Annotated in this window: 20 protein-coding genes; 9 read left to right on the top strand and 11 right to left on the bottom strand. The window is 31.9% G+C overall.

What is annotated here, in order from left to right; translation table 11 throughout:
* Positions 1-49 precede the first annotated feature (49 nt).
* Positions 50-1,930, bottom strand: coding sequence for a DUF4914 family protein (locus ACY3IT_RS08215; RefSeq protein ID WP_463082457.1), 1,881 nt, complete (start codon positions 1,928-1,930; stop codon positions 50-52).
* 172 nt (positions 1,931-2,102) lie between these two features.
* Between ACY3IT_RS08215 and ACY3IT_RS08210 the strand changes: the two genes are divergently transcribed.
* Positions 2,103-3,437 (top strand): bifunctional folylpolyglutamate synthase/dihydrofolate synthase, encoded by a 1,335-nt coding sequence (locus ACY3IT_RS08210; RefSeq protein ID WP_463082456.1) that lies wholly within the window; start codon positions 2,103-2,105, stop codon positions 3,435-3,437.
* Here the strand turns inward: ACY3IT_RS08210 and pdo are convergent.
* The 3 genes from pdo to ACY3IT_RS08195 form a co-directional block, all read right to left on the bottom strand.
* The gene (gene pdo / locus ACY3IT_RS08205; RefSeq protein WP_463082455.1) at positions 3,434-4,117 is read right to left on the bottom strand and encodes a protein disulfide oxidoreductase; all 684 of its coding nucleotides are present in this window, start codon (positions 4,115-4,117) and stop codon (positions 3,434-3,436) included. The genes ACY3IT_RS08210 and pdo overlap by 4 nt on opposite strands.
* A gap of 2 nt (positions 4,118-4,119) precedes the next feature.
* On the bottom strand, positions 4,120-5,094 hold the full coding sequence (gene trxB, locus ACY3IT_RS08200; protein WP_463082454.1) for a thioredoxin-disulfide reductase: 975 nt from the start codon (positions 5,092-5,094) through the stop codon (positions 4,120-4,122).
* 76 nt (positions 5,095-5,170) lie between these two features.
* The gene (locus ACY3IT_RS08195) at positions 5,171-6,022 is read right to left on the bottom strand and encodes an aldo/keto reductase (RefSeq protein WP_463082453.1); all 852 of its coding nucleotides are present in this window, start codon (positions 6,020-6,022) and stop codon (positions 5,171-5,173) included.
* 177 nt (positions 6,023-6,199) lie between these two features.
* Here ACY3IT_RS08195 and ACY3IT_RS08190 point away from each other — a divergent pair, with 177 nt between their 5' ends.
* Both ACY3IT_RS08190 and lipB read left to right on the top strand, forming a co-directional pair.
* A complete protein-coding gene (locus ACY3IT_RS08190; protein WP_463082452.1) occupies positions 6,200-7,588 on the top strand; it encodes an MATE family efflux transporter in 1,389 nt (462 codons plus the stop codon).
* Positions 7,566-8,261 (top strand): lipoyl(octanoyl) transferase LipB, encoded by a 696-nt coding sequence (lipB, locus tag ACY3IT_RS08185; RefSeq protein WP_463082451.1) that lies wholly within the window; start codon positions 7,566-7,568, stop codon positions 8,259-8,261. The genes ACY3IT_RS08190 and lipB overlap by 23 nt, the downstream gene beginning before the upstream one ends.
* Here lipB and ACY3IT_RS08180 read toward each other — a convergent pair.
* The 6 genes from ACY3IT_RS08180 to ACY3IT_RS08155 are packed head-to-tail and all read right to left on the bottom strand — an operon-like array spanning position 8,203 to position 14,366.
* Positions 8,203-8,571, bottom strand: coding sequence for a hypothetical protein (locus ACY3IT_RS08180; RefSeq protein ID WP_463082450.1), 369 nt, complete (start codon positions 8,569-8,571; stop codon positions 8,203-8,205). The genes lipB and ACY3IT_RS08180 overlap by 59 nt on opposite strands.
* Before the next feature lies 1 nt (position 8,572).
* On the bottom strand, positions 8,573-9,559 hold the full coding sequence (gene floA, locus ACY3IT_RS08175) for a flotillin-like protein FloA (RefSeq protein ID WP_463082449.1): 987 nt from the start codon (positions 9,557-9,559) through the stop codon (positions 8,573-8,575).
* Complete coding sequence (locus ACY3IT_RS08170) at positions 9,556-10,836, bottom strand: NfeD family protein (protein WP_463082448.1); 1,281 nt, start codon at positions 10,834-10,836, stop codon at positions 9,556-9,558. Before ACY3IT_RS08170 ends, floA begins: the two co-directional genes overlap by 4 nt.
* A 4-nt stretch (positions 10,837-10,840) precedes the next feature.
* Positions 10,841-11,305, bottom strand: a complete 465-nt coding sequence (locus tag ACY3IT_RS08165; RefSeq protein ID WP_463082447.1) for a hypothetical protein — start codon at positions 11,303-11,305, stop codon at positions 10,841-10,843.
* Between the two features lie 34 nt (positions 11,306-11,339).
* Positions 11,340-12,632: an ABC transporter ATP-binding protein gene (locus tag ACY3IT_RS08160; protein ID WP_463082446.1), complete on the bottom strand. Its 1,293-nt coding sequence runs from the start codon at positions 12,630-12,632 to the stop codon at positions 11,340-11,342.
* Between the two features lie 21 nt (positions 12,633-12,653).
* Positions 12,654-14,366, bottom strand: coding sequence for an ABC transporter permease (locus ACY3IT_RS08155; protein WP_463082445.1), 1,713 nt, complete (start codon positions 14,364-14,366; stop codon positions 12,654-12,656).
* Positions 14,367-14,633: 267 nt separating this feature from the next.
* On the opposite strand from ACY3IT_RS08155, the gene ACY3IT_RS08150 reads away from it, so the two are divergent.
* Both ACY3IT_RS08150 and nfi read left to right on the top strand, forming a co-directional pair.
* A complete protein-coding gene (locus ACY3IT_RS08150; protein ID WP_463082444.1) occupies positions 14,634-17,147 on the top strand; it encodes a glycoside hydrolase family 57 protein in 2,514 nt (837 codons plus the stop codon).
* Positions 17,137-17,814 carry a deoxyribonuclease V gene (nfi, locus tag ACY3IT_RS08145; protein ID WP_463082443.1) on the top strand — a complete coding sequence of 226 codons (678 nt, stop codon included), beginning with the start codon at positions 17,137-17,139 and terminating at the stop codon, positions 17,812-17,814. Before ACY3IT_RS08150 ends, nfi begins: the two co-directional genes overlap by 11 nt.
* Here nfi and ACY3IT_RS08140 read toward each other — a convergent pair.
* Positions 17,791-18,867 carry a DUF763 domain-containing protein gene (locus ACY3IT_RS08140; RefSeq protein ID WP_463082442.1) on the bottom strand — a complete coding sequence of 359 codons (1,077 nt, stop codon included), beginning with the start codon at positions 18,865-18,867 and terminating at the stop codon, positions 17,791-17,793. The two genes, nfi and ACY3IT_RS08140, sit on opposite strands and share 24 nt — an antisense overlap.
* Positions 18,868-18,911: 44 nt before the next feature.
* Between ACY3IT_RS08140 and ACY3IT_RS08135 the strand changes: the two genes are divergently transcribed.
* The 4 genes from ACY3IT_RS08135 (at position 18,912) to ACY3IT_RS08120 (ending at position 22,424) form a co-directional block, all read left to right on the top strand.
* Positions 18,912-19,373 carry a DUF192 domain-containing protein gene (locus ACY3IT_RS08135; protein WP_463082441.1) on the top strand — a complete coding sequence of 154 codons (462 nt, stop codon included), beginning with the start codon at positions 18,912-18,914 and terminating at the stop codon, positions 19,371-19,373.
* 84 nt (positions 19,374-19,457) lie between these two features.
* Positions 19,458-19,643 (top strand): ferredoxin, encoded by a 186-nt coding sequence (locus ACY3IT_RS08130; protein WP_463082440.1) that lies wholly within the window; start codon positions 19,458-19,460, stop codon positions 19,641-19,643.
* A gap of 70 nt (positions 19,644-19,713) precedes the next feature.
* Positions 19,714-21,105, top strand: coding sequence for a TldD/PmbA family protein (locus ACY3IT_RS08125; protein WP_463082439.1), 1,392 nt, complete (start codon positions 19,714-19,716; stop codon positions 21,103-21,105).
* Between the two features lie 11 nt (positions 21,106-21,116).
* Positions 21,117-22,424 (top strand): TldD/PmbA family protein, encoded by a 1,308-nt coding sequence (locus tag ACY3IT_RS08120; RefSeq protein ID WP_463082438.1) that lies wholly within the window; start codon positions 21,117-21,119, stop codon positions 22,422-22,424.
* The last annotated feature ends 2 nt before the right edge of the window (positions 22,425-22,426 follow it).

Genomic DNA, 22,426 nt, shown 5'->3' with positions numbered 1-22,426 from the left:
ATATTTATACCACTTATATATAATTTTTAAAAGAGAAAAAAATATTTTATTATCTACGAGGAGGAATTAGTTTTATATAATCCTCTAAGCTCCCATCATCTAAGCAACATTCAATAATTCTTTTCCCTAAGGGATCAAGATCTAAGGTCATAAATTTTTTAAGTTCTTTTTTAAAGAAATTTTTAAGTATTTCTGCTCCAGCATCATAGGCTTCTGGTCCTACTTCTGGTTGTTGATCTACTTGAAGAAATGCCTTTGGTATATAGTGACCTTCAACTTTTACTATTTCTAGGGCATATCCCAACAAAGGACATCTTGCAGGTTTTAATTGCTCTGGTCTGAATCTAGCACTTCCTCTTTTAGCTAAGTACTCTCTTACTATCCACTCTGGCATAAATCCTACCCTATAAACACCAATATACTGATTAGGCACAAGTATATATTGAGTATTAGGATAATCTAATATTTGCTGTAAAAGGAGATTGGCTTGTTTTACCATCTTTCCTGTAGCAAAAGGCCAATAAGATCCTACACCTTCACTACTCATTAAATCTCCATTGGTTACACTTGGATTATCATATCCTCTTGGGCTTACAAGTCTCCAAAGCCAAGCGATAGCAGGGGGAAGCACATGAAAGAGACCTACTATGCCATATGTTGGTTTTTCTTTTGTACATGGTGGGGTTCTAAAACCAAAACTCCTTACATCTATTTCTACAGATTCATCTATAATATTAGGTATGAATCTTCTTGGGATTATAACCCTTGGATTTGGACATGGTTTACCAGGTTCGTCCATAGTATGTTCCCATATTAAAGCAGTAGCACCAGGGTGTCCCTCAATATTTAAGAATATTAATGGCTCGGGCGGATGTATAGTAAGTCTTTCTAGCTGAGGCTCAGTGCCATAGCTTTTAATATTGTCCAGTCTTACAAACCATCCTTGTTCTGCATCTTTTACTACCATTTTGCCTCGTCCGGTTTGTAACTTAGGATGACACATTGCCATATCATCAGTTACAGGATAAATTTCACAAGATTCTTGGATTTCTATATAAAATTTTTCTCCTGTAATGATATTTGTACCTAATAGTACTCGGTTATCTTTTTCTCTGTGCATCTGTTGTAGTAGTTCGCTTTTTCCACCACCGCTTGCTCCTTCATGCATTATAGTTAATACATTATCATAAGGTGTTATTATTTTTACTGTTGAGGCATGTGCAGTAACCCAGCCTTCCATTTCTCCTATATTTAACAGTACTCCATATATTCCCTTTTTTGCACTGGGCCCAGGGTATAAATTATATGAAAAAACCTCATGATGGTTATTTATTCTATTATGTACTACGACTTGTTTTCCTCCAAAATGAGTATGTCTAAAAGGAGGGGCTACATATACTATGGCTATAGGCTCAAAATTGGTTCTTATTTGGCTTTTAGGTATAAAACCTTGAATATCAGCAAGTGCTCCAGCAAAAAAAGCAGCGTTAGAAGGGCAAATTAATAGGGAAGGGTATCCTAATTCTTTTCCACCAGACATAAATGGCATGACTATAAGTTCTTGTGATTTTAGCCATTCAAAGGTTTTTTCTCTTAATGTATCAAAATCTTCTCCAAACCTTTCCTTAAATGTAGGTTTATCTGTATCACCTTCGTCGCCAACTACTAAGCTATCTGGATCTCTTCTTCTCATATATACATCAGGATAATTTATTACAATTCCATTTTTGCATTTTGTTACTATAGCTTCCACTACTTCTCCTTTTCCAGGTACATTGTATTTTACTTCAAATTCTTTATTATCTTTTCCTCCTATAGCGAGCTCAAAAAATTCTTCTCTTTTTTCTGGTATTATAACTTTTTTACATGAAAGAAGGATATCTTCTACTTCTTTTGGAACTATAAAATAGGATACTTCTTCCCTAAGCATAATCTAATCGCTCTCCTTTCTAACATTTTATAAATAAACAAAGGCCAATATTTCTATCCTCATTGATGAGGGAAATATTGGTCATCTTTGAGCCTTTATTAGTTCAAGGATAAATTTATCACAAAAAGATGTTAAAATCAATTAAAGATTATTAAAATGGGAGGAATAGGAAGTGAAATATAAGGATGCTTTAGATTACATATATGGTTTTATAAATTATGAGAAAAACTTAGATAAATTAACTTATGAGGAGAAAAAGTTTTATTTAGAGAGAATGAAATATCTTTTAAATCTTATGGGAAATCCCCAAAATAATTTTAAATCTATTCATATAGCTGGAACAAAAGGTAAGGGATCTACATCTGCCTTTATTTTTTCAGTACTAAAAGAAGCAGGATATAAAGTGGGATTATATACTTCACCTCATTTGCAAACCTTAAGAGAGAGAATTAGGATTGATCGTGGATTAATTTCTGAAGAGGAATTGGTTGATCTTGTAAACATTGCTAAACCTTATATTGAAGAAGCCAAAAAGCATCCTATTTATGGTTCTCCTACTTTCTTTGAAATATTAACAGCTTTGTCTTTTCTATACTTTTCTATCAAAAAAGTCGATTTTGCAGTTATTGAAGTAGGATTAGGAGGAAGGTTGGATGCTACTAATGTTATATTGCCTTTAGTATCTGTAATTACTCCTATAGGTTATGATCATATGCATATTTTAGGAAACACTTTATCCCAAATAGCTTTTGAAAAGGCTGGCATTATTAAGGAAAATATACCAGTAATCTCATCTTTACAAGAGGAAGAGGCATGGAATGTGGTTAAAAAAATGGCTACTGAAAGAAAGGCTCCTATAATTAAAATAGATGAAAAATATAGTTGGAAAAGATTGTCATTTAGTAATTTGGGTCAGGAATTTTCAATAAGTGATGGTTCATATGAAAAAATATATTTTATCCCTTTATTAGGTAATCATCAGATAATTAATGCTGTTACTGCTTATGGGGTTTTAGAAGTTTTAAAATCAAAATATTTTATAGATATTGATGATGAGAGTATAAAAAATGGTTTTTCAAAGATTGAATGGAAAGGTAGAGTTCAAATTTTAAAGGAAAATCCAATGGTAGTTTTAGATGGTGCTCATAATATCTCTTCTGCTAAAGCTTTAAGAGATACTATCACAGAATATATAAAATATGATAAATTATTTCTAATCTGCGGTATGATGAAAGATAAGGATGCTTTAGGCTTTGTCTCTACTTTAGATCCATTGGTTTATAGCTATCATTTTGTTCCATTACCTACTAATAGAACAAGAACTCCTGATGAACTTTCAAGAATAGTAAACAGCTTCTCTGTAAAAGATGCTTTTTCTTATGTAGATTTTAAAGAAGCATATGAAGATGTGATAAAGAAAGCCTCACCTACTGACTTAATATTAATTACTGGATCTTTGTATTTAGTAGGTGAGGCTTTAGACCATTTCTTTGGTAAATTAGACTAATCTTTTAGGGCAGATTTAAAATATTCAAGAAATACATTTTCAGGAACAGCACCTTCTATCTCAACCTTTTCATTGATTATGGTTTTTGGTACCCCTGTTACTTCATATTTTTCTGCTAAATGTGGAAATTCAATTGCTTCAATCATATCTGCTGTGATTAATGGATTCTCCATAGCAAATTGATGGGCTAGCCTTACAGCTCTTGGACAATATGGACAGGTAGGTGTGACAAAAACTTGTATATGTACAGGTTTATCTACTGTCTTAAGAAATGACTTTGTTGTAGGAGAGAGTTGAGTTTCTCCTCTTGAAATATCAATGAGGTCTTCTATTAAACTTGAGAACTCATAACCTGATGGTATTCCGAAATACCTTACTCCTAAAACATTATTATTTTTCTCAAAAAGTATGGCAGGTATTTTATCCACATTATATTTTTTAGCAATAATCTCATCTGTGAGGAAATCATGTACCTCAAGTTCTAATAGATCAGAAAGTCCAGTTAATTCTTCCAAAATTTCTCTTGTTTGTTGACAATAGGGGCATTCTATTCTTCCCGGAACTACAAGTTTGCTTCCTGCAGCCTTTTCACTGAATAATATTATTTTTACTTTATCTTTTAGATTTTCCCTAAAAAGATTTTCTAAATACTGACGATCCTCTTCTTTTAAAAGAGCCATTATTATACCTCCTTATTATATTTAATATCTTCTAAAAATTTACTTGCTTCCATGCCTGCTATAGCACCATCTGCAACAGCAGTTACTATTTGTCTTAATATTTTTCCGCGTACATCTCCAGCAGCATATATACCTGGTACTGAAGTATGCATCTTTTCATCTGTTATTATAAAACCATCTTTATCTAAATTCAAAATATCTTTAAAAATTTCTGTATTTGGTATTAGTCCAACATAGATAAAGACTCCATCTATCGGCAATTGTTTAATCTCATTGGTTTTTAAATCTTGTAATATTAATCTTTCCACTTTTTTATCACCCTCAATAGCCTTGACTATATGACTCCATAAAAACTTAATTTTAGGATTGGAAAAGGCTTTTTGTTGTGTAATCTTTTCAGCTTTTAAAGTATCTCTTCTGTGAATTAATATAACTTCTTCTGCAAATTTCGTCAGGTAGATGGCTTCTTCAACAGCAGAGTCTCCTCCTCCTACCACTGCTACTCTTTTACCTGTAAAGAATGCTCCATCACATACAGCACAGTAAGAGACACCTTTTCCTGTGAATTCTTCTTCTCCTGGTACTTCTAATTTTCTTGGTCTTGTTCCTGTTGCTATAATAAGGGTTGGAGCTCTATATATACCATTAGATGTTTCAATAATTTTCCATATGCCATCAATACGAAAATTGAGAACATCTGCCTCTAATATTTTAGAACCAAATTTTTTTGCTTGGATTTCCATTCTTTTAACTAATTCTTCTCCTGTTATTCCCTCAGGAAATCCGGGATAATTGTCAATTTTTTCAGTTAAGGCTGCATTTCCTCCAATTATTGCTTTTTCAATAATCAAGGTCTTCCATAAGTTTCTTCCAGCATAAATACCTGCAGTGAGTCCTGCTGGTCCTCCTCCTAATATTATTACTTCTTGCTCTTCTTCAATTTTATCCATAGGCTTTGCAATAGAAATAAAATCCATATTTTACTATCACCTCCTTTATATATATACCATATGGAGTATATCAGAAAGATCTGAAAATTCAAGATATAGTACATTAAGAAACTTTAAAAATTGGTTCTATATTTAATGCAAGTTTCTTCAGATGCTCCAATTCCTCTTGAGTAATAGGATTAAAATTCATTCCAACCTCTATTGCCCATTGAAAAAACTTATATTCTCCTGGGGGTATAGCTGCTGTTATATTTAGGGAGAGGGTGAATCTTAATGCTAATTGAGCAAGTTCCTTATTATCAACAGGTTCATACCAACATTTAGGGTATTTTCTTTCTTGTCCTTCAGGAATAGAAGTTTTTGCCATGGCTTTTAAAGCTAAAATAGTAATACCTTTTTCTTTAGCTTTTTCAATTACTTGTGGACCGAAATTGCCATTGAAATAACATACCCAATTTATGGGAAATAAAATAGAATCAAAATTAAATACATCTAATAATTTTAATGCTATATCTGCAGAATGAGCGGAAAAACCTATATAACGAATTAAACCTTCATCCTTTGCTTTTAAAAAAGCTTCTAAGGCTCCATTAGGACCTATTACTTTTTGAAAATCATCCTCAGTAGTCATAGCATGAAGCTGATATAGATCAAAGTGATCGGAATTTAATTTCTTTAGAGATTTTTTTAGTTCTTCTAAAGCTCCTTCTTTGTCTCTTTGCATGGTTTTGCAAGCCAGAAATATTCTGTCTCGTTTTCCTTTGATAGCTGGACCAAGTTTATCTTCTGCATCTCCATATGAAGGTGCGACATCAAAATAATTTATACCTAACTCTATAGCTTCTGAAACTCTCCTATTTGCTGTTTCTTGATCTTCATTCATTACTAATATTCCACCAAAGCCTATTATGGAAAGAGGTTCTTTATTTTTTCCATAAAACCTTTTTTTAATCATTTTTTTTACCCCCTTTTAGTTTTTCTTATTTTACTTTATTTTTTCTTTACAAAAAATAGAGATTTTTATTATAATATTACCCACACCCCCCTCCTTATGAGAGGCTGGAAAGAAAAAGTTCTTCCAGCCTCTCTTTTAGTTAGAGGGATAAATAGTAAAAGGAGACTTTAAAAAGCGATGGAGCTTGACTATGAAGAAAGAAAAGAAATAGGTAAAAAAGTAATTACTCTTTCTATACCTGTCCTTTTTGAGAACCTTTTTCAACTACTATTTAGTTTTGTTGATATGATCTTTGTTGGGTTTTTAGGCGCAACTGCTTTAGCTGCTGTGGGTTTTGGCATGCAGATAATTAATGTGATCCTTGCTATAATTTCAACCCTTACTACGGGTACAATGGTGATGGTGGCTTATAGTGTAGGGGCAAAGAGATATAAAGATTTATCTGATTATTTACAAATTTCTTTGAATATTGGTTTATATTTATCAATTTTAATTTTGTTTTATGCCATATTTGGTATAGATGAGACCCTAAGGATGTTAGGAGCTAAGGGGGAGCTTTTGAAACAAACATCTCTATATTTGAAATATATTCTTGTTCCCGGTATTCTTATGGTCTATATGAATATAATTTCATCTGCTTTAAGGGGAGCTGGTGATACAAGAATACCTCCTTACATAACAATTTTTTCAAATACTATTAATATATTTCTTGATTACGTTTTTGTTTTTGGGAAATTTGGTTTTCCCAAAATGGAAGTTGCTGGGGCTGCTTTGGCAACAACTATTTCAAGATTTTTGGGGGTTATAGTACTTTTTCTTGTAATCTATAATAAAAATAGGCTTTTTAAATCTTTTAGATTTATTTCTTTAAAAATTGAAAAAGAGAAAGCTTTTCAAATTCTTAGAATAGGTATACCCACATCAGTAGAAAGTCTACTTTTTAACGTAGGTGCTCTTCTTTATGCGACTATCGTTTTAAAGTTGGGAACAAAAGTCTATGCTGCTCATAGAATATCTCTTAATGTAGAGTCTCTTTCTTTTCAACCTGGTTTTGCTTTTGGAGTTACTGTAACTGCTCTGGTAGGTCAGTTTAAAGGGGCAGGAGAGGATAAAAAAGCTCTTTTAGCCTCGTTAGAAGCATGGAAGAGAGCAGTGATACTTATGGGTACAGTAGGATTAATTTTATTTTTGGTCCCAGAATATTTTGTACAGATTTTTAGCAGAGATAGAGAAGTAATTAGAATGAGTTGTTCTGCTTTAAGAATTATTGCTATAATACAGCCTTTTTTGGCAACAGCTAATGTAATGTCTGGATCTTTAAGAGGAGCAGGATTTTCAAAAATTCCTATGATATATAGTGGTTTAGGTATGTGGTTAATAAGAATACCACTGGCTTATATACTCTCTATTAAACTTGGTTTAGGCCTTGTTGGAGCTTGGATTGCGATGGCTACAGATATATCTTTCAAGACAATTTGTGGTTTTTATATTTTTATAATAAAGAAGTGTTATGAGAGAGTGAGTATAAAACTTGATAAAAGATATGGGCCAATTAGTAATTCTTAATCTTCCCAAAGTAAGATATTTAGATGCATGGGAACTTCAAAGAAAATTGCATTCCTTAAGAGTAGAAAATCTAATTCCAGATACCTTGATTTTGTTAGAACATTATCCAGTTATCACCTTAGGAAAGTTTGGTAAGGAAGAAAATCTTTTAAAAACGAAAGAAGAACTTAATAGCTTAGGAATTGAATATTTTCATGTGGATAGAGGTGGAGATATAACTTATCATGGTCCAGGACAATTAGTGGGTTATTTTGTTTTTAGAGTTGAAGGCGTTAAAAATTTTATCTTTAAAATTGAAAATGCTTTAATAAAGCTATTAGAAGAGTATAGAATAGAATCTGGGATTGATGTCAAAAATCCAGGAGTATGGGTAGGAAATAAGAAAATTGCTGCCATAGGGGTAGCAATTAAAAAAAGAGTTTCTTATCATGGTTTTGCTCTAAATGTTAATAATGATTTGACTCCTTTCTCTTTTATTATTCCTTGTGGTTTAAAAGATAAAGAAGTAACATCAATAAAAGAAGAGACCCACCGTAATGTAGACTTTGAAGATTTGAAAAATAAGATGGGTCTCTTCCTTTTTAAAGAATTTTATTTTTCAGAATTTAGAATAATTAATTTTTCCTCTTATATGGAGGACTCCATCCTTGAAGAGCTCTTGGTGGGCCCATAATCTCTATTAGTGCTATAATTTCTGGAAGATTATTTTTCAAGCTTTTCTCTATATAAGAGGGCTCTTCTTGTATTTTTTTTCCTTGAACAATTTCTTTTGTTTTACTCTCTATTCTTGGTTTTTCTGAGTATAATGTAGATAAAACTTTAGTTTTTTCTTTTGGTGGGGACTCAGTCTTAGGCGTTTTCTCCAACTTTTCTTCTATTGGTTTAATGACAACTACTTTTTTCTGTTTATTAACTTCTTTAATGGCATTTAAAGTGGCAGATAGAATTATGAATAATATATATAGAAATACTATCCATTCCATTTTAATCTTTGCCTTCTTCTTTTGTTTGTCCAAGTTTAGATATTGCTTCTCTCATGGCTGTATCTGCCATAATATTTTTAAGAGTATAGTAATCTAAAACACCTATTTTACCAGCTCTCAATGCTTCTGCAACAGCTAATGGTACTTCTTTTTCTGCTTCTATTAATTTGGCTCTCATTTCTTGAGTTAAAGCTTTCATTTCTTGTTCTCTTGCTATAGCAAGAGCTCTTCTACTTTCGGCTTGGGCCTGAGCGATTCTCATATCAGCTTCTGCCTGATCCATTTTTAGTCTTGCACCTACGTTATTTCCAACATCTACGTCTGCAATGTCTATAGAGACTATTTCAAAGGCAGTACCAGCATCCAATCCTTTTGCAAGTACAGTTTTTGATATACTATCAGGATTTTCTAATACTTCTTTATAGCTCTCTGCAGAACCTATCGTGGTTACAATACCTTCTCCAACTCTTGCTATTATGGTAGCTTCGCCAGCTCCTCCCACAAGTCTCTCAATGTTAGCTCTTACAGTTACTCTTGCTTTAGCTTTCAGCTCAATACCATCTTTGGCAACAGCTGCAACTGTGGGAGTTTCGATAACCTTTGGATTTACACTCATTTGTACTGCTTCTAAGACATCTCTTCCAGCAAGATCTATAGCAGCAGCTTTCTCAAAGGTTAAAGGAATTCCAGCCCTTTGTGCAGCGATAAGAGCATTTACTACTCTATCCACATTACCTCCTGCTAAATAATGAGCTTCTAATTTATCTAATGTAACTTCCGATAGTCCTGCCTTATGAGCTTTAATTAGAGAATTAATTATTATTCCAGGGGGTACCCTTCTAAGTCTCATTCCGATAAGATCAGTAACTTTTATTCGTACACCAGCTGCAAGGGCGGAGATCCAAAGTCCTAAGGGAACAAAGCTAAAGAATATTACTAAGAAAATTAAAACTAAGATTAGGATTAGAAAACCTAAAACTAAACTCATTTTTCACTCCTCCTTACAAAAATTTTATTTCCCTCTACTTTTACCACTATAATCTCCGTATTTGGTTCAATGAATTCTGATTCTGTATATGCCTCTAATTTTTCTCCATCTACTTCAATATAACCTGTAGGTCTTAACATTGTTATAGTTATCCCTTTTTTTCCAATAAGGTCTGTTCTTTCTTTAACTGCAGTGTATCCTAAATCTTTCTTTTGATCTTGAGGGATGTTTAAAATTTTCCAAAATCTGCTTCTTGGAAGGTAGAAGATAAGAAATATAATAAGGGAAGATACTACAAAAATTCCTGTAAGAATTGCTTGGGTGGTTCCAACCTTTTGAGCTATAGTAAGATATATACTAAAAAATACTGAGACACTACCTAATATTCCTGAGATTCCAAATCCTGGGGTATGTATTTCTATAAAAATTAGAAGAAGCCCTAATAAAAATAATAGTACTGTTTCAAGTCCCGAAAGTCCTGCTAAATAATGCCCTCCAAAGAATAGACCTAAACAAACAATAGCTAATATTTCAGGAACACCTAATCCAGGGGTAAAGATAGCTACATAAAGACTTAACATTCCTATAGTCAAAATGATACTAGATACTGTTGGATCTGTTATAAATCTTACAATATTTTCAGACCAAGTAGGATTAAGCTTTACAAGATTTGTATCCTTTAATTTGAAGAAATTTAGTACATCATCCATATTAGAAGCAATAAGATCTGCGAATTTAAATTTTTTGGCTTCTTCTGCGTATAATGTAAGAATTTTACCTTTTTCTTTTATACCAGGTATGTAGATACTTGCATCTACCATTCCTGCTGCTATTTTAGGATCTCTTCCTCTTTTCTTTGCGGTACTCTCGAACTCAGCTTTAAGAGCAGAGATAATTTTTTCTTCTGCGGGTCTTGGTTCTGCTGCTCCAATGCTTCCAGATGGAGATATGGCGATTTTTTCACACGCAAGCGCTATTAATGCACCTGCAGACCAGGCTCTATCTTTTATATATGCAATGGTTGTTATGGGAGTATTAAGGATAGCATCTCTAATCTTTGTGGCTGCATCTACCCTTCCACCAAATGTATCAATTTCGAATATAAAAGCTTTTGCATTTGGATGTTCTCTAATACTTCTTTCTACGAAAGAAGAAAGCCCTAATTCGATAGTTCCTTTAATAGGTATTATATATACTGACTCTTGGGCAGGAACTGAAATGGAAATGATCCATAGAAGAAGAATAAAGAGAATTAAGAAAAACTTTCCTTTTTTCAAATTTCTACCCTCCCGGCTTTTCCTTAGTATAATGGAGAGAAAGATAGGGAATAAGAAAGGAAAAAGGGATAAGAGAAAAGGATATGGTGGGAGATAAAAATTGAGTATTTTGTAAAGAATAGAGAATAATTATTACATTACATATAAATCCTAATAGATATGCTTCTTTATCCCTTCTAAAAAGTACTTCTTTTATTACAGGAAGATATATGAGAAATAAAAATTTAGAGATAAAATTTTTAAAGGTAAACAGGTGAATAAGAATAAAGATCTCATCTAAAACTGAGATAATAAGAGTTTCATTGATTTTATTGTGGGATGAAAAGTAATAAAGAATAAAACTATAAAAAATAGAAGATAATATTACGAGATATTGTAATAAGTCTTCGAAAAATATATTGGATATAACATAAGTATAAGTCAATAGAAAGGTTAATATTCTTATCCTACTTATAACAACAGTTTCCAAAATTCTAACCTCCCATTATTTATTTTAACACAAATTAGGTTTCCGAAGAAAGATTAATTAATTCTGATGTTTCAGGCAAATAGAGCTCATCCTTATCATCATCATATTCAAAGAGTTCTGCATATCGGCCCCAATCTATGAGTGTATCTAATTGTCTTTCTGCCTCTTTTGGTGTGAGGTTTTTCCTTAATAAATCTAAAAAGAAAGCCCTTGGAACTTTATGGTTTGATTTTGATTGAAGAACTTTGACTATCTGCTTTAGGAATGGAACTTTTTCAATTGCTAAAGTTTTAAAAATTTCTTTCCTCTCTAACACATCTGCTTCTGCAAATTTTTTACCAGCTTCAGTAAGTATTAAATCACCTTCTTTAACCTCAGCAAAACCTAAAAGTTCGCAGGCTTCTACAATAGGTAATAAATCTTCAACGTCCATGAGAAGTTCCTCTCCTAATTTGTATATATCAGCTTTCCCCTCTAAATCATTGACAAGTTCAACTAATCCTGTTATAGAACCCACGCTTGCTTCAGGAATATGAATATGTCTTTTTTCTTTCCATAAGATCTTTTCCAATGGTTTACCAGTTAAGGTGCTATAAATTTCATCTACAATCTCCAAAAATTCTTGAGATTTTTTATCTCTCCAATGAGGTATGTTTATTCTTATTTCTTTAATTATCCTTCCAGGATCTTTACTTAACAAAATGATTCTGTCTGCCATATATACAGCTTCCTCAATACTATGAGTAACTAAAATTATAGCTTTAGTTGGAATTCTTTTTTCTATCCATAATTCAATAAGGTCATTTCTTAAGTTTTCTGCTGTTAATACATCTAAGGCAGAAAAAGGCTCGTCTAAAAGGAGAATATCAGGTTCCATTACTAAAGCCCTGGCAAAGCCTACTCTCTGTCTCATACCTCCAGAAAGCTCTTTAGGATATGCATTCTCAAAACCATCAAGTCCTATCAAATCTATTGCTTCTGTAGCCTTTTTTCTCCTTTCTTCAGGGGGTAAACCTTTTGCCTTTAGTCCTAATTCCACATTTTCTAAGACAGTAAGCCATGGAAATAGAGCAAAATTTTGGAATACCATCGCTACTCCAGGATTTATATCTTTTATTTCTTTACCCTTAAAATATACTTTTCCTTTATTAGGTTTTATAAGTCCTGCTATGATTCTAAGTAGGGTTGATTTTCCAGATCCCGATGGTCCTAAAAGGGCCAAAAAATCTCCTTCATTAACTGTAAAATTAATATTATCTAATACTGTAACAATGCCCTCTGGAAAGGTAAAGCTTACAGTTATATTTTCTAATTTAAGAAGTTCCATAATTTAAATACCTCCTAATTATCATGATAGCATTTCTTCTGATTTCTTAAATAATCTTTTCCAGAATAAACGGTTTATAGTCACCACCATGATAGCCATAGTAATAGTACTTCCAGCAAGGAGAGCATTATTTCCTGTACTTGAGGCTTCAGTTATCAAAGCTCCAAGACCCTTTATTTTTACCACCTTATTTTGAAATTCTATATATTCAGAAACAATACTCGCGTTAAATGCTCCTCCCATTGCTGTAATACCACCAGTTACCAAGTAAGGTAATATGGAAGGTAATATAAGTATTTTCCATTGTTCTTTTCTACCAAGTTTAAGAAGTTTGGAAACTTCGATAAGATCTTTTGGAATAGACATACCTCCTGCAATAATATTAAAAAGTAGATACCATTGAGTACCTAATAACATTAAAATAATACTTGCTAAATTTAGCCCTCCTGGTAGTTTTATAAGATACATAATGATAATAGGAAATATGGCTGTTGCAGGAATGGATGCAACTATTTGTACTATTGGTTGTAATATTTTAGAAAGTTTTGTATTCATTCCAATTTTTACACCTAAAGGTAAGGTCCATAATAAAGTAATAATAACTGCTAAGGATACTCTTAAAAGGGTTAGGAGTGCAGCAGTAAGAATTTCTTCCCAGGTAGTTAAAGGTAATTTAATTAATAGATTTAATAATCCGAAGACTCCTCTTAATACTAATAATCCTAAGAGGGAAGATACAATAATATTTAATATCTTTGGAAATATAGATATATTTTGGGCTTTTAGAGTTTTCTCCGTATAATATCTTACAAAACATTGGTTTAATTTCTCTTTTAAAGGATCAGCGATATGGTTTTTTATAAATTCAAATATTCTTGAACGTCGATACCATAATAATACTCTTGATTCATAAGTTTCTTCATCTTGAACAAATTCTATTTTAAATTTTTGTCCCCATGCAATAAGAGGTCTCCATACTAATTGATCTAAAAGTATGATCACAATAATTAATGTAAATAAGCCATAGAATAGTTTTGTTAAGTCTCCTTCTATGGCTGAAAATGATAGATAAGAGCCAATGCCTGGTAATACGAAATTTTGATTTGTTAATGTAAACATCTCACAGGCCATAAGGAAAAACCAGCCCCCAGCCCAGGACATCATACTGTTCCATATGAGGCCTATAGCAGCACATGGTAATTCTAAATTCCAAAACCTTTGCCAAGGATTTAGCTTTAAAACCTTAGCTGCTTCTCTGAGATCTCGGGGTATGGATATTAGGGATTGATAAAAACTAAATACCATGTTCCATACTTGTCCTGTAAATATTAATATAATAGATGTAAGCTCTAGTCCTATTTTGGAGCCAGGAAAAAGTGATATTACTGCCATAAATACAGGTGGTAAAAAGGACAAGACAGGTATGGATTGGAGAATGTCAAGGAGAGGAATTAATATCTTTTCCAAGTTTTTCTTATAGGCCGCAGTATAGGCATATACAATGGTAAAAATTAAAGAAATAATATAAGCGAAGATCATTCTTATAAGTGAAAAGATAGCATAAAGGGGAAGTTTTAGGGGGGATAGATCAAGATATATTTGTTGGGTGGGTTTTGAATAGATAGTATTTAAGGTTGCAATGGAGTAAATAATACTTCCTATAAAGAGGAATATTATTATGTCTCCAACAGAAAATTTTCGATATTTTATTGGAGACCAGATTAGCCTGGGCATTTTCTCTGGCCTCCTTTACGTAAGGGAGAGAATCTACTTTTTTCCATGATATCTTATCTCCTTTCCTTTGTATTGTAGTAATGAAAGAGTTACATCTCGGAATTACGTCTTCATTCTTACTACTCATACAATTTATTCTCTCCCTCCCTTCTTTTTTTCTTTGTTATAACACTTAACCTAATAATCGTCAATTACTTGATGATAAAAGGATATAATGATATTATACACTTGATTTTTAACACGTATTAATATATGGAGGTTCATATAATGAATGAAAACAAATTATATATAGCTTTTGTATGGCACATGCATCAACCTTATTATAAAGATACTATTAATAATCTTTCCCTTTTTCCATGGGTGAGGCTTCATGCAATTAAAAATTACTACAATATGGTGTCCATATTAAGAGATTTTCCCAAAATTAAGCAAACTTTTAATTTAGTTCCAAGTTTACTAATGCAAATTGAAGAATATTTAAATGGGACAACTACGGATCTTTGGCTTGAATATACACTTAAAAAAGTGGAGGATTTAAATGAAAATGAGAGAAAATTTATTAAAGACAACTTTTTTCTGCTTAATAAGGAGAAAATGGGGTTTATTTTTGATAGGTTTAAAGAATTGTATGATAAAAAGTTAAAAAATGAAGATTATTCTAATCAGGATTATTTAGATTTGCAGGTTTTATATAATCTGGCTTGGTTTGATCCTGAATTTAGGGAAAAGGATGAATTTTTGAGAGGATTATGTAAAAAAGGAAGATTTTTTAATGAAGAGGAAAAAGTAAAACTGATAGAGAAACAGTTTTATATAATTAAAAATTTATTTTCTCTTTATAAAGAGATGCAAGATTCAGGGCAAATAGAAATAACTTTTTCTCCCTTTTTTCATCCCATATTACCACTTCTTGTAAGTACCGAGAATGCTAAGATATCTACTCCAGATTTACCTTTACCTTCTTTTAGCTTTTCTTATCCTGAAGATGCAAAAGCTCAAATAATTTTAGGAAAGGAATATTATAAAAAAATTTTTTCAAGAGAACCTATAGGAATGTGGCCTTCTGAAGAGGCTGTTTCTCCAGAGGTTATAGTTTTATGCTCTGAGCTTAATATAAAGTGGATAATTACAGATGAGAAAATTCTTGGAAAAACTATTAGAAAAGAGATGGTGAGAAATAGTAATGGAAATATTTTAAATCCAGAAATTTTGTATAAACCGTATAGAGTAAATATTAATGGTAAGGAAGTTAATGTGGTATTTAGAGATCAGTTCTTATCAGATAGGATAGGCTTTGTTTATATGAATATGGATCCCTATGATGCAGCTAAGGATCTATATGAGAGAATAATTAAAATAAAGGATAGATTACCTATGGATCAGTCTTATCTATTGACTATTGCTTTGGATGGTGAAAACTGCTGGGAATATTATGATAATGATGGTAGAGATTTTTTAAGGCATCTTTATACATTGATTGAAGATTCTAATGAAGTTGAAACTACAACGGTTGGAGAGTTTATACTTAAAAATCCTCCAAAGGATACTTTAAACTATATTTTTACAGGATCCTGGATAAATGCTGATCTTACTACTTGGATTGGAGAGCTTGAAGAAAATTTGGCTTGGGATTATTTGAGTTTAGTTAGAGCCTATTTAGAAAGGAGGATTAAAAAAGCCTATTTTGATAAGAATAGTTTAGATTGGAAAAGCTTATGGGCTGCGGAGGGGAGTGATTGGTTCTGGTGGTACGGAGATGATCAAGATTCAGGCCATGATGAGGTATTTGATTATATATTTAGAGTGCATTTAAAGAATGTTTTTAAATCAATAGATAAAGATTATCCTACTTTTTTGGATTTTCCTATTGTCTTTAAAAATCCTATTTGGAAATCAAGAGAATTTTTTATTTTTACTCCTAAAATAGACGGGAAAGTTTCTTTCCAAGATGAGTGGGTGCTTTCTTCTTTAAATCTTTTGGAGGAGGATGGATTAATAAAGAGAATATATTATGGCTATGATCTTGAGAATCTTTATATAAGGATTGATATAAAGAATGGTAAGGCGAGTGATTTCTTTGATAAAGGAATATCCTTAAAATTAAATTTTAGGGATTATACTAAAGAAATGTTATCCTTAGAAATATCAAAGGACAATAAAACATCTTTAAGTGAGGATATATTTTGGGCATTAGATGAGATTTTTGAAATAAGAATTCCCCTTAATATAGTTTTTTTACATAATGAAAAACTTCTTTTGGATATTCAGCTTCTTAAAGATACAAAGGTTTTAGAGAGTTATCCTAAAGACTCTAAAGGGTTTATGGTTAGAAAGCCAGGATTTCTTGAAGAACTTATAACAAAGCTTTATTTTCAAAGGTTGAATAAGGAAAAAGTGGCTGTTATAGAGTCCTTTATACTAAAGAGAAAAGAAGGGGAATTTTATAACCTTTATACTAAAGTTGTAATAGAGAATAAAACTTTCAATAATAATATGGATTTATCTTTTTCTGGTGATATTATTAAAGTAAGGAAAATTATTTACTTAGATGAATTTATTTTATTCTTACAAGCCTTAAGAGATTTAAATATTTTTCTCTTGTCAAATTACACTATATTTTATCCTTTTGCTTACTCTGTAAAACTGAATAATGTCTATATTCTTAAGCCCAAAAATTCAATGAAAAGATTTATAAATGCTTATATGAGTAAATGTGGTGGGGATAAGAATCTTAATATAGAGATGGAGAAGTTAGGAAGTATAGAGATTTATGGATTATGAAAGTTTTTTTGTTTGGAAAAGTAGAGATGAAGCAATAAAAATTCAAGAGGAGCTAAAAAGAAAAATTATTTTAAAAGATGGGTTTATTAATATAAACACAGTAGGTGGTGTGGATACATCTTTTTCTAATGATGTGGCATTATCTGTTATTGTAGTTATGAATTACAAAACATTAGAGTTAATAGAAATTTCTTATCATTCAATGGATGTAACAGTTCCTTATATACCAGGATTTTTAAGTTTTAGAGAAGGCCCAAGTATAATGAAAGCTTGGGGGAAACTCAAAATAAAGCCTGATATATTAATCTTTGATGGTCAAGGTATAGCACATCCAAGAAGATTGGGTATTGCATCTCATGTAGGTGTAGTGTTAGATATAGCAACCATAGGTTGTGCTAAAAATTTATTAATAGGAGATTTTAAAGAACCTGATAATAAAAAGGGAGCATTTAGTTATATATATGATAAGGAAGAGGTTATTGGTGCAGTGTTAAGGACAAAAGAGAATGTAAAACCTGTATATATATCTCCTGGTCATAAAGTTTCATTAGAATCCTCTATAAAAATTTCGTTTAATTGTACTTTCAAATACAGATTGCCTGAACCTATAAGATTAGCCCACATATACAGTAAGAAAATTCTATTAGATCTTAAAAAAGAAAGATAATTTTTTAAGAGTATCTATCTCTTCTCTTCTACCTAATTTTGCATTTTTAATTGCCTTTTCTAATATTTCTATGGATTTATCATAATTTCTTTTGTCTACAGGATAGGGATGTCCGTCTTTTCCGCCGTGAGCAAAAGAGAACCTTGCTGGATCTTTTATGCTTGCTGGATTTCCATATACAAGCTCGGATATCAATGCTAAAGCTCTAAGAGTTTTTGCTCCTACACCTTCTCTTAGTATTAAATCTTGGAAATCCTTTGGAGGATTTTCATAATTTTTCAATAATACAGTCTTAAGATTTTCAGGCTTTATTTCTCTAGCAGTTATTGGATGGTAGGGGGGTAGTCTTAAAGAGACTTTTTCCCATAACTTTGTTATATCTTCTGGTTTTTCATGAAATAAATATGTTATTGTTTCCTGAGCTTTTTTACTTTCTTTTGAAACCAGGTTTAATACGTAATTTTCAAATCTTTCACTAATAATACCTTTATGGGGATCTTCCACAAAACTTTTTATTTCATCTCCTAACCAATGATATCTTCTTGCATAGTGGTTTTTTTCATTCATTCCTTGTTGGATAACACACCATTTGTCATTTTTTGTAAATACTAAAAGATGGGTATACAATTGATATCCATCCTGAATAGCATTATTATCTACCCTCGCTACTATTCTACTTATAAAGATCCATTTATTTGGATCAATGCTACTCTTCTCTGATATTTTTATGATTTCTTTAGGAGTATTTAAAGCTGTTTTTCCCTTTCCTCCTACTATATAAAGTCCTATGTCATCTGGAATTTCTCTAAGAGCTTCTTTAAGTGCGGATCCAGTAGTTGTAGTAAGTCCACTGGAATGCCAATCGAAACCTAATATACATCCTAAAGCTTGAAACCAGAAAGGATCCGAAAGTTTTTTTATAAGATCATCAATTTTGTTCTCCATATAGAATAGAAGAATGATTTCTCTTGATAGCTTTTTCATTCTATGAAAAAGCCATTGAGGTGCTTTACCAGTATGAAGAGGTAGTTCTGCAAATTCTCTTTTTATCATACTATAATTATAGCAAGAAATAAAAAGAAAGGGGCTATTATGTAATGAAAAAGTTTATATTTTTAATGATTTTTGGGATCCTAATTATATCTTTAGTAACCTTGGGAACTTCTAAGACAGTTTTTCCAAAGGGAAGACTTATTATTACCCAAAACCATAGAAGTTTGGAGATTCCAATAGAGATAGCTGATAGGGAAGAATTGCATACTTTAGGACTCATGTATAGAAAGGATATACCATGGGAGTATGGAATGCTCTTTATATTTTCCACCGATGTATCCTACGGTTTTTGGATGAAAAATACGTACGTACCGTTAGATATTGCATTTATTTCTTCTGATAAGATTATCTTTAATATTCAGAGAATGTTACCATGTAAAGAGGGAAAAGATTGTGCTGTGTACTATAGTCCAAAACCCTATAGATATGCTTTGGAAGTTAAAGCGGGATTTTTTGAAAAATATAAATTCTCTGTAGGAGCTAAAATAGATTACATAAGAGAATAATTGTTGACTTTTAGGATAAAATTTTCTATTCTTTAAGAGAATTTTTAAGATGATAATACTATATTATAAAAGGAGGTTAATTAAATGAGCGTACCAAACGTAAACAGAGAACTTTGTATCGGGTGTGGTGTTTGTGCATCTTTATGCCCTGATGTTTTTGAGATTGATAGCGAAGGAAAAGCTGTTGTAAGAGAAGGGGCTGATTGCGAGTCTGCAGGTTGCTGTCAAGATGCAGCAGATTCTTGTCCAGTCGGTGCAATTACTCTTTAAGAATTATTTAAAGATTTGAGGGGGAGATAAAACTCTCCCCTCTTAAGGTTAATAATTGAGGTTAACAAATATGTTAAATAAAAACTTAATAGAAGAAATTCTTGGTATTGCTATCAGACATGGGGGAGAATTTTCAGAAATATTTTTAGAAAATTCTCATTCCCTTTATTTTTATTGGGATGATAGAAGGGCGGAAGAGGTAACTTATGGAGAGGATATAGGGGCTGGTATAAGGATTATTCAAGGAGACAAAGTATATTATGGTTATACTACTGATATAAGTGAATTGGGTTTAAAGAAGCTTGCTAACAATTTATCAGAGGTAGTTATTAAAGGAGAAAACAATAAAAAGATAATTATGGAGGATAAAAAGGAATTTATTACCAAAGCATTGAAAGATTATAAATCGGTAGAGGTTGGGGAAGGTATTGATCTTTTGAAAATAATGGATGAAAGTTCAAGAAATTATAGTCCAAGAATTGTCCAATTTACATCAGTAATAAGGAACCATACTCAGGAAATACTTATAGCAAATAGTGAAGGTGATTTTGTAGAAGAAAAGAGAGTGCGAAGTGTCGTTTATGGGTTTGCAGTTGGTGAAAAAGATGGACTTATACAAACTGGTTATGAGATTGTAGGAGCTACTTTAGGCTGGGAACTTTTTACTGAGGATTTGGTTAAGAATGTAGCTTTAGAGGCTTCTCGAAGAGCTATTTTAATGTTAGAAGCTGAGGAAGCGCCTGCTGGAATTATGCCTGTGATTATTTCTTCTCAGGCTGGGGGTGTTCTAATTCATGAGGCAGTAGGTCATGGTTTGGAGGCAGACTTAGCAGAAAAAGGTGTTTCTGTTTATAAAGGTAAGATAGGGGAGAAAGTAGCTTCTAATTCTGTAACATTAGTAGATGCTGGTGTGTTGGAAGAAAAATATGGAAGTTCATATGTAGATGATGAAGGAGTTAAAACAAATTATAATGTGTTAATAGATAGGGGAATATTAAAAAGTTATATGCATTCAAGAATTACTGCTAAAAAGTTTGGAGTAGCTCCTACTGGCAATGGTAGAAGACAAAGTTTTAGATATCCACCAATCCCAAGAATGACTAATACTTTTATCCTTCCTGGGAATAGTAAGTTAGGGGATATGTTAGATAAAGTAGAAAAAGGTCTTTATGTGGTAAAAATGGGTGGTGGTCAGGTTGATACAGTCTCAGGAGATTTTGTTTTTGAGATTGAAGAAGGTTATATGATAGAATCTGGAAAAATTAAAAATCCTGTGAGGGGAGCTACTTTGATAGGTAATGGGCCTAAAATCCTTGAGAAAATAGAATTAATAGGTGATGATATTGGTTTTACTCCAGGGACATGTGGAAAGGATGGTCAGGGTGTACCTGTTACTGACGGAATGCCTACCATATTAATATCTGAGATTACTGTAGGTGGAACTAAAAAGAGGGAGGATTAGATTTTTTAATCATGTTAGATATAGAATTTGTTTTGAAATTTCTTAAGAAAAATAAAGTTGAAGGAGAAATTTTTTATCAAGAAAAGGAAAAACATTCTTTAACAATATATGGTGGAGACGTAGAGAAATATCAAGTATCAAAAGAACAAGGTATAGGTATAAGAATACTTAAAAAAAACAAGCAAAGTTTTTCATACACTACTGATATTAAGAATGTGGAGGAAGCTATAAATAAGGCATTGGCATATGTTGATTATATGCCTATTGATGAAAATTGGAGTTTAGTAGAAGATTTGGAAGCCAAAGATATAAAAGGATATATTGAGGATCCTCCGATGGAGGAAAGAATTAACACTCTTAAAGAAATTGAGAAAAAAATATATTCTAAGGATAAGAGAATAAAAAGTATAAGAAATATAGTTTGGGAGAAAATATGTGAAAATAATAAGATAATAAATACATTAAATACTTTCCTTGAATACAATTATCAATATCAATATGTTTACACAGAAATTTCAGCTTCTGATGGGAATAATGAGAGAAGCGGTTTTGAGTTTGATACTGGAAGAACTTGGTATGATTTGAATTTTGATAATTTAGTAGATAAGGTTGTTTGGAAGGCTACAAGCTTATTGGGAGCTGAGCAAACCCTATCTAGACGTACTACAATTTTACTCCCCTCAGATGTGGCAAGTGATTTTTTAGAGCTTCTTTCATATATGTTCATTGCTGACAATGTTCAGAAAAACAAATCATTATTGAAGGGATTAATTAATCAAAGAGTGGCATCTCCAGTATTGAGTATTATAGAGGATCCTACTGATGAAAGGTCATTGGTTCCAAGGGCTTTTGATGATGAAGGAGTTAAAACATATAAAAAGTATCTTATTGAAGATGGAATATTAAAGGAATATCTTCATAATTTATACACTGCTAATAAAGAAAGAAGAAATTCTACTGGAAATGGAGTGCGTCTTAATTTTAAGAGTCTACCTAAAATAGCCTCCTTCAATATGTATATAAAACCAGGTATTAGAACAGAGAGAGAGATAATATCTTCTGTAAAAAATGGTATTTATATTATTTCTTTAATGGGATTACATCTTGCAGATACAGTTTCTGGAGATTTTTCCTTAGGTATAGAAGGTTTGCAAATAAGAGATGGTGAATTTTATAAACCGTTAGCAGAGATGACTGTTGCTGGAAATTTAAAGGATCTTTTAAATTCAATATCTGAAGTAGGAAGCGAATTATATTTTAAAGGGAATGTAGCTTCTCCAATAATAAAGTTAGAAGACGTTATGGTATCTGGAAAGTAAAA

The organism is Dictyoglomus sp. GBS, from assembly GCF_055179815.1.
This window is presented reverse-complemented; position numbering and strand designations above follow the sequence as displayed.

What these genes read in the sequence shown, in the direction of transcription:
- trxB (WP_463082454.1), bottom strand. Translation starts at nt 5,094, where the DNA reads ATGGATTTTATTTCTATTGCAAAGCCTATGGATAAAATTGAAGAAGAG.
- nfi (WP_463082443.1), top strand. Translation starts at nt 17,137, where the DNA reads ATGGATTATGAAAGTTTTTTTGTTTGGAAAAGTAGAGATGAAGCAATA.
- ACY3IT_RS08120 (WP_463082438.1), top strand. Translation starts at nt 21,117, where the DNA reads ATGTTAGATATAGAATTTGTTTTGAAATTTCTTAAGAAAAATAAAGTT.
- ACY3IT_RS08125 (WP_463082439.1), top strand. Translation starts at nt 19,714, where the DNA reads ATGTTAAATAAAAACTTAATAGAAGAAATTCTTGGTATTGCTATCAGA.
- lipB (WP_463082451.1), top strand. Translation starts at nt 7,566, where the DNA reads ATGGGCCAATTAGTAATTCTTAATCTTCCCAAAGTAAGATATTTAGAT.
- ACY3IT_RS08135 (WP_463082441.1), top strand. Translation starts at nt 18,912, where the DNA reads ATGAAAAAGTTTATATTTTTAATGATTTTTGGGATCCTAATTATATCT.
- ACY3IT_RS08130 (WP_463082440.1), top strand. Translation starts at nt 19,458, where the DNA reads ATGAGCGTACCAAACGTAAACAGAGAACTTTGTATCGGGTGTGGTGTT.
- ACY3IT_RS08140 (WP_463082442.1), bottom strand. Translation starts at nt 18,867, where the DNA reads ATGATAAAAAGAGAATTTGCAGAACTACCTCTTCATACTGGTAAAGCA.
- ACY3IT_RS08155 (WP_463082445.1), bottom strand. Translation starts at nt 14,366, where the DNA reads ATGCCCAGGCTAATCTGGTCTCCAATAAAATATCGAAAATTTTCTGTT.
- ACY3IT_RS08180 (WP_463082450.1), bottom strand. Translation starts at nt 8,571, where the DNA reads ATGGAATGGATAGTATTTCTATATATATTATTCATAATTCTATCTGCC.
- ACY3IT_RS08150 (WP_463082444.1), top strand. Translation starts at nt 14,634, where the DNA reads ATGAATGAAAACAAATTATATATAGCTTTTGTATGGCACATGCATCAA.
- ACY3IT_RS08160 (WP_463082446.1), bottom strand. Translation starts at nt 12,632, where the DNA reads ATGGAACTTCTTAAATTAGAAAATATAACTGTAAGCTTTACCTTTCCA.
- floA (WP_463082449.1), bottom strand. Translation starts at nt 9,559, where the DNA reads ATGAGTTTAGTTTTAGGTTTTCTAATCCTAATCTTAGTTTTAATTTTC.
- ACY3IT_RS08190 (WP_463082452.1), top strand. Translation starts at nt 6,200, where the DNA reads ATGGAGCTTGACTATGAAGAAAGAAAAGAAATAGGTAAAAAAGTAATT.
- ACY3IT_RS08195 (WP_463082453.1), bottom strand. Translation starts at nt 6,022, where the DNA reads ATGATTAAAAAAAGGTTTTATGGAAAAAATAAAGAACCTCTTTCCATA.
- ACY3IT_RS08215 (WP_463082457.1), bottom strand. Translation starts at nt 1,930, where the DNA reads ATGCTTAGGGAAGAAGTATCCTATTTTATAGTTCCAAAAGAAGTAGAA.
- pdo (WP_463082455.1), bottom strand. Translation starts at nt 4,117, where the DNA reads ATGGCTCTTTTAAAAGAAGAGGATCGTCAGTATTTAGAAAATCTTTTT.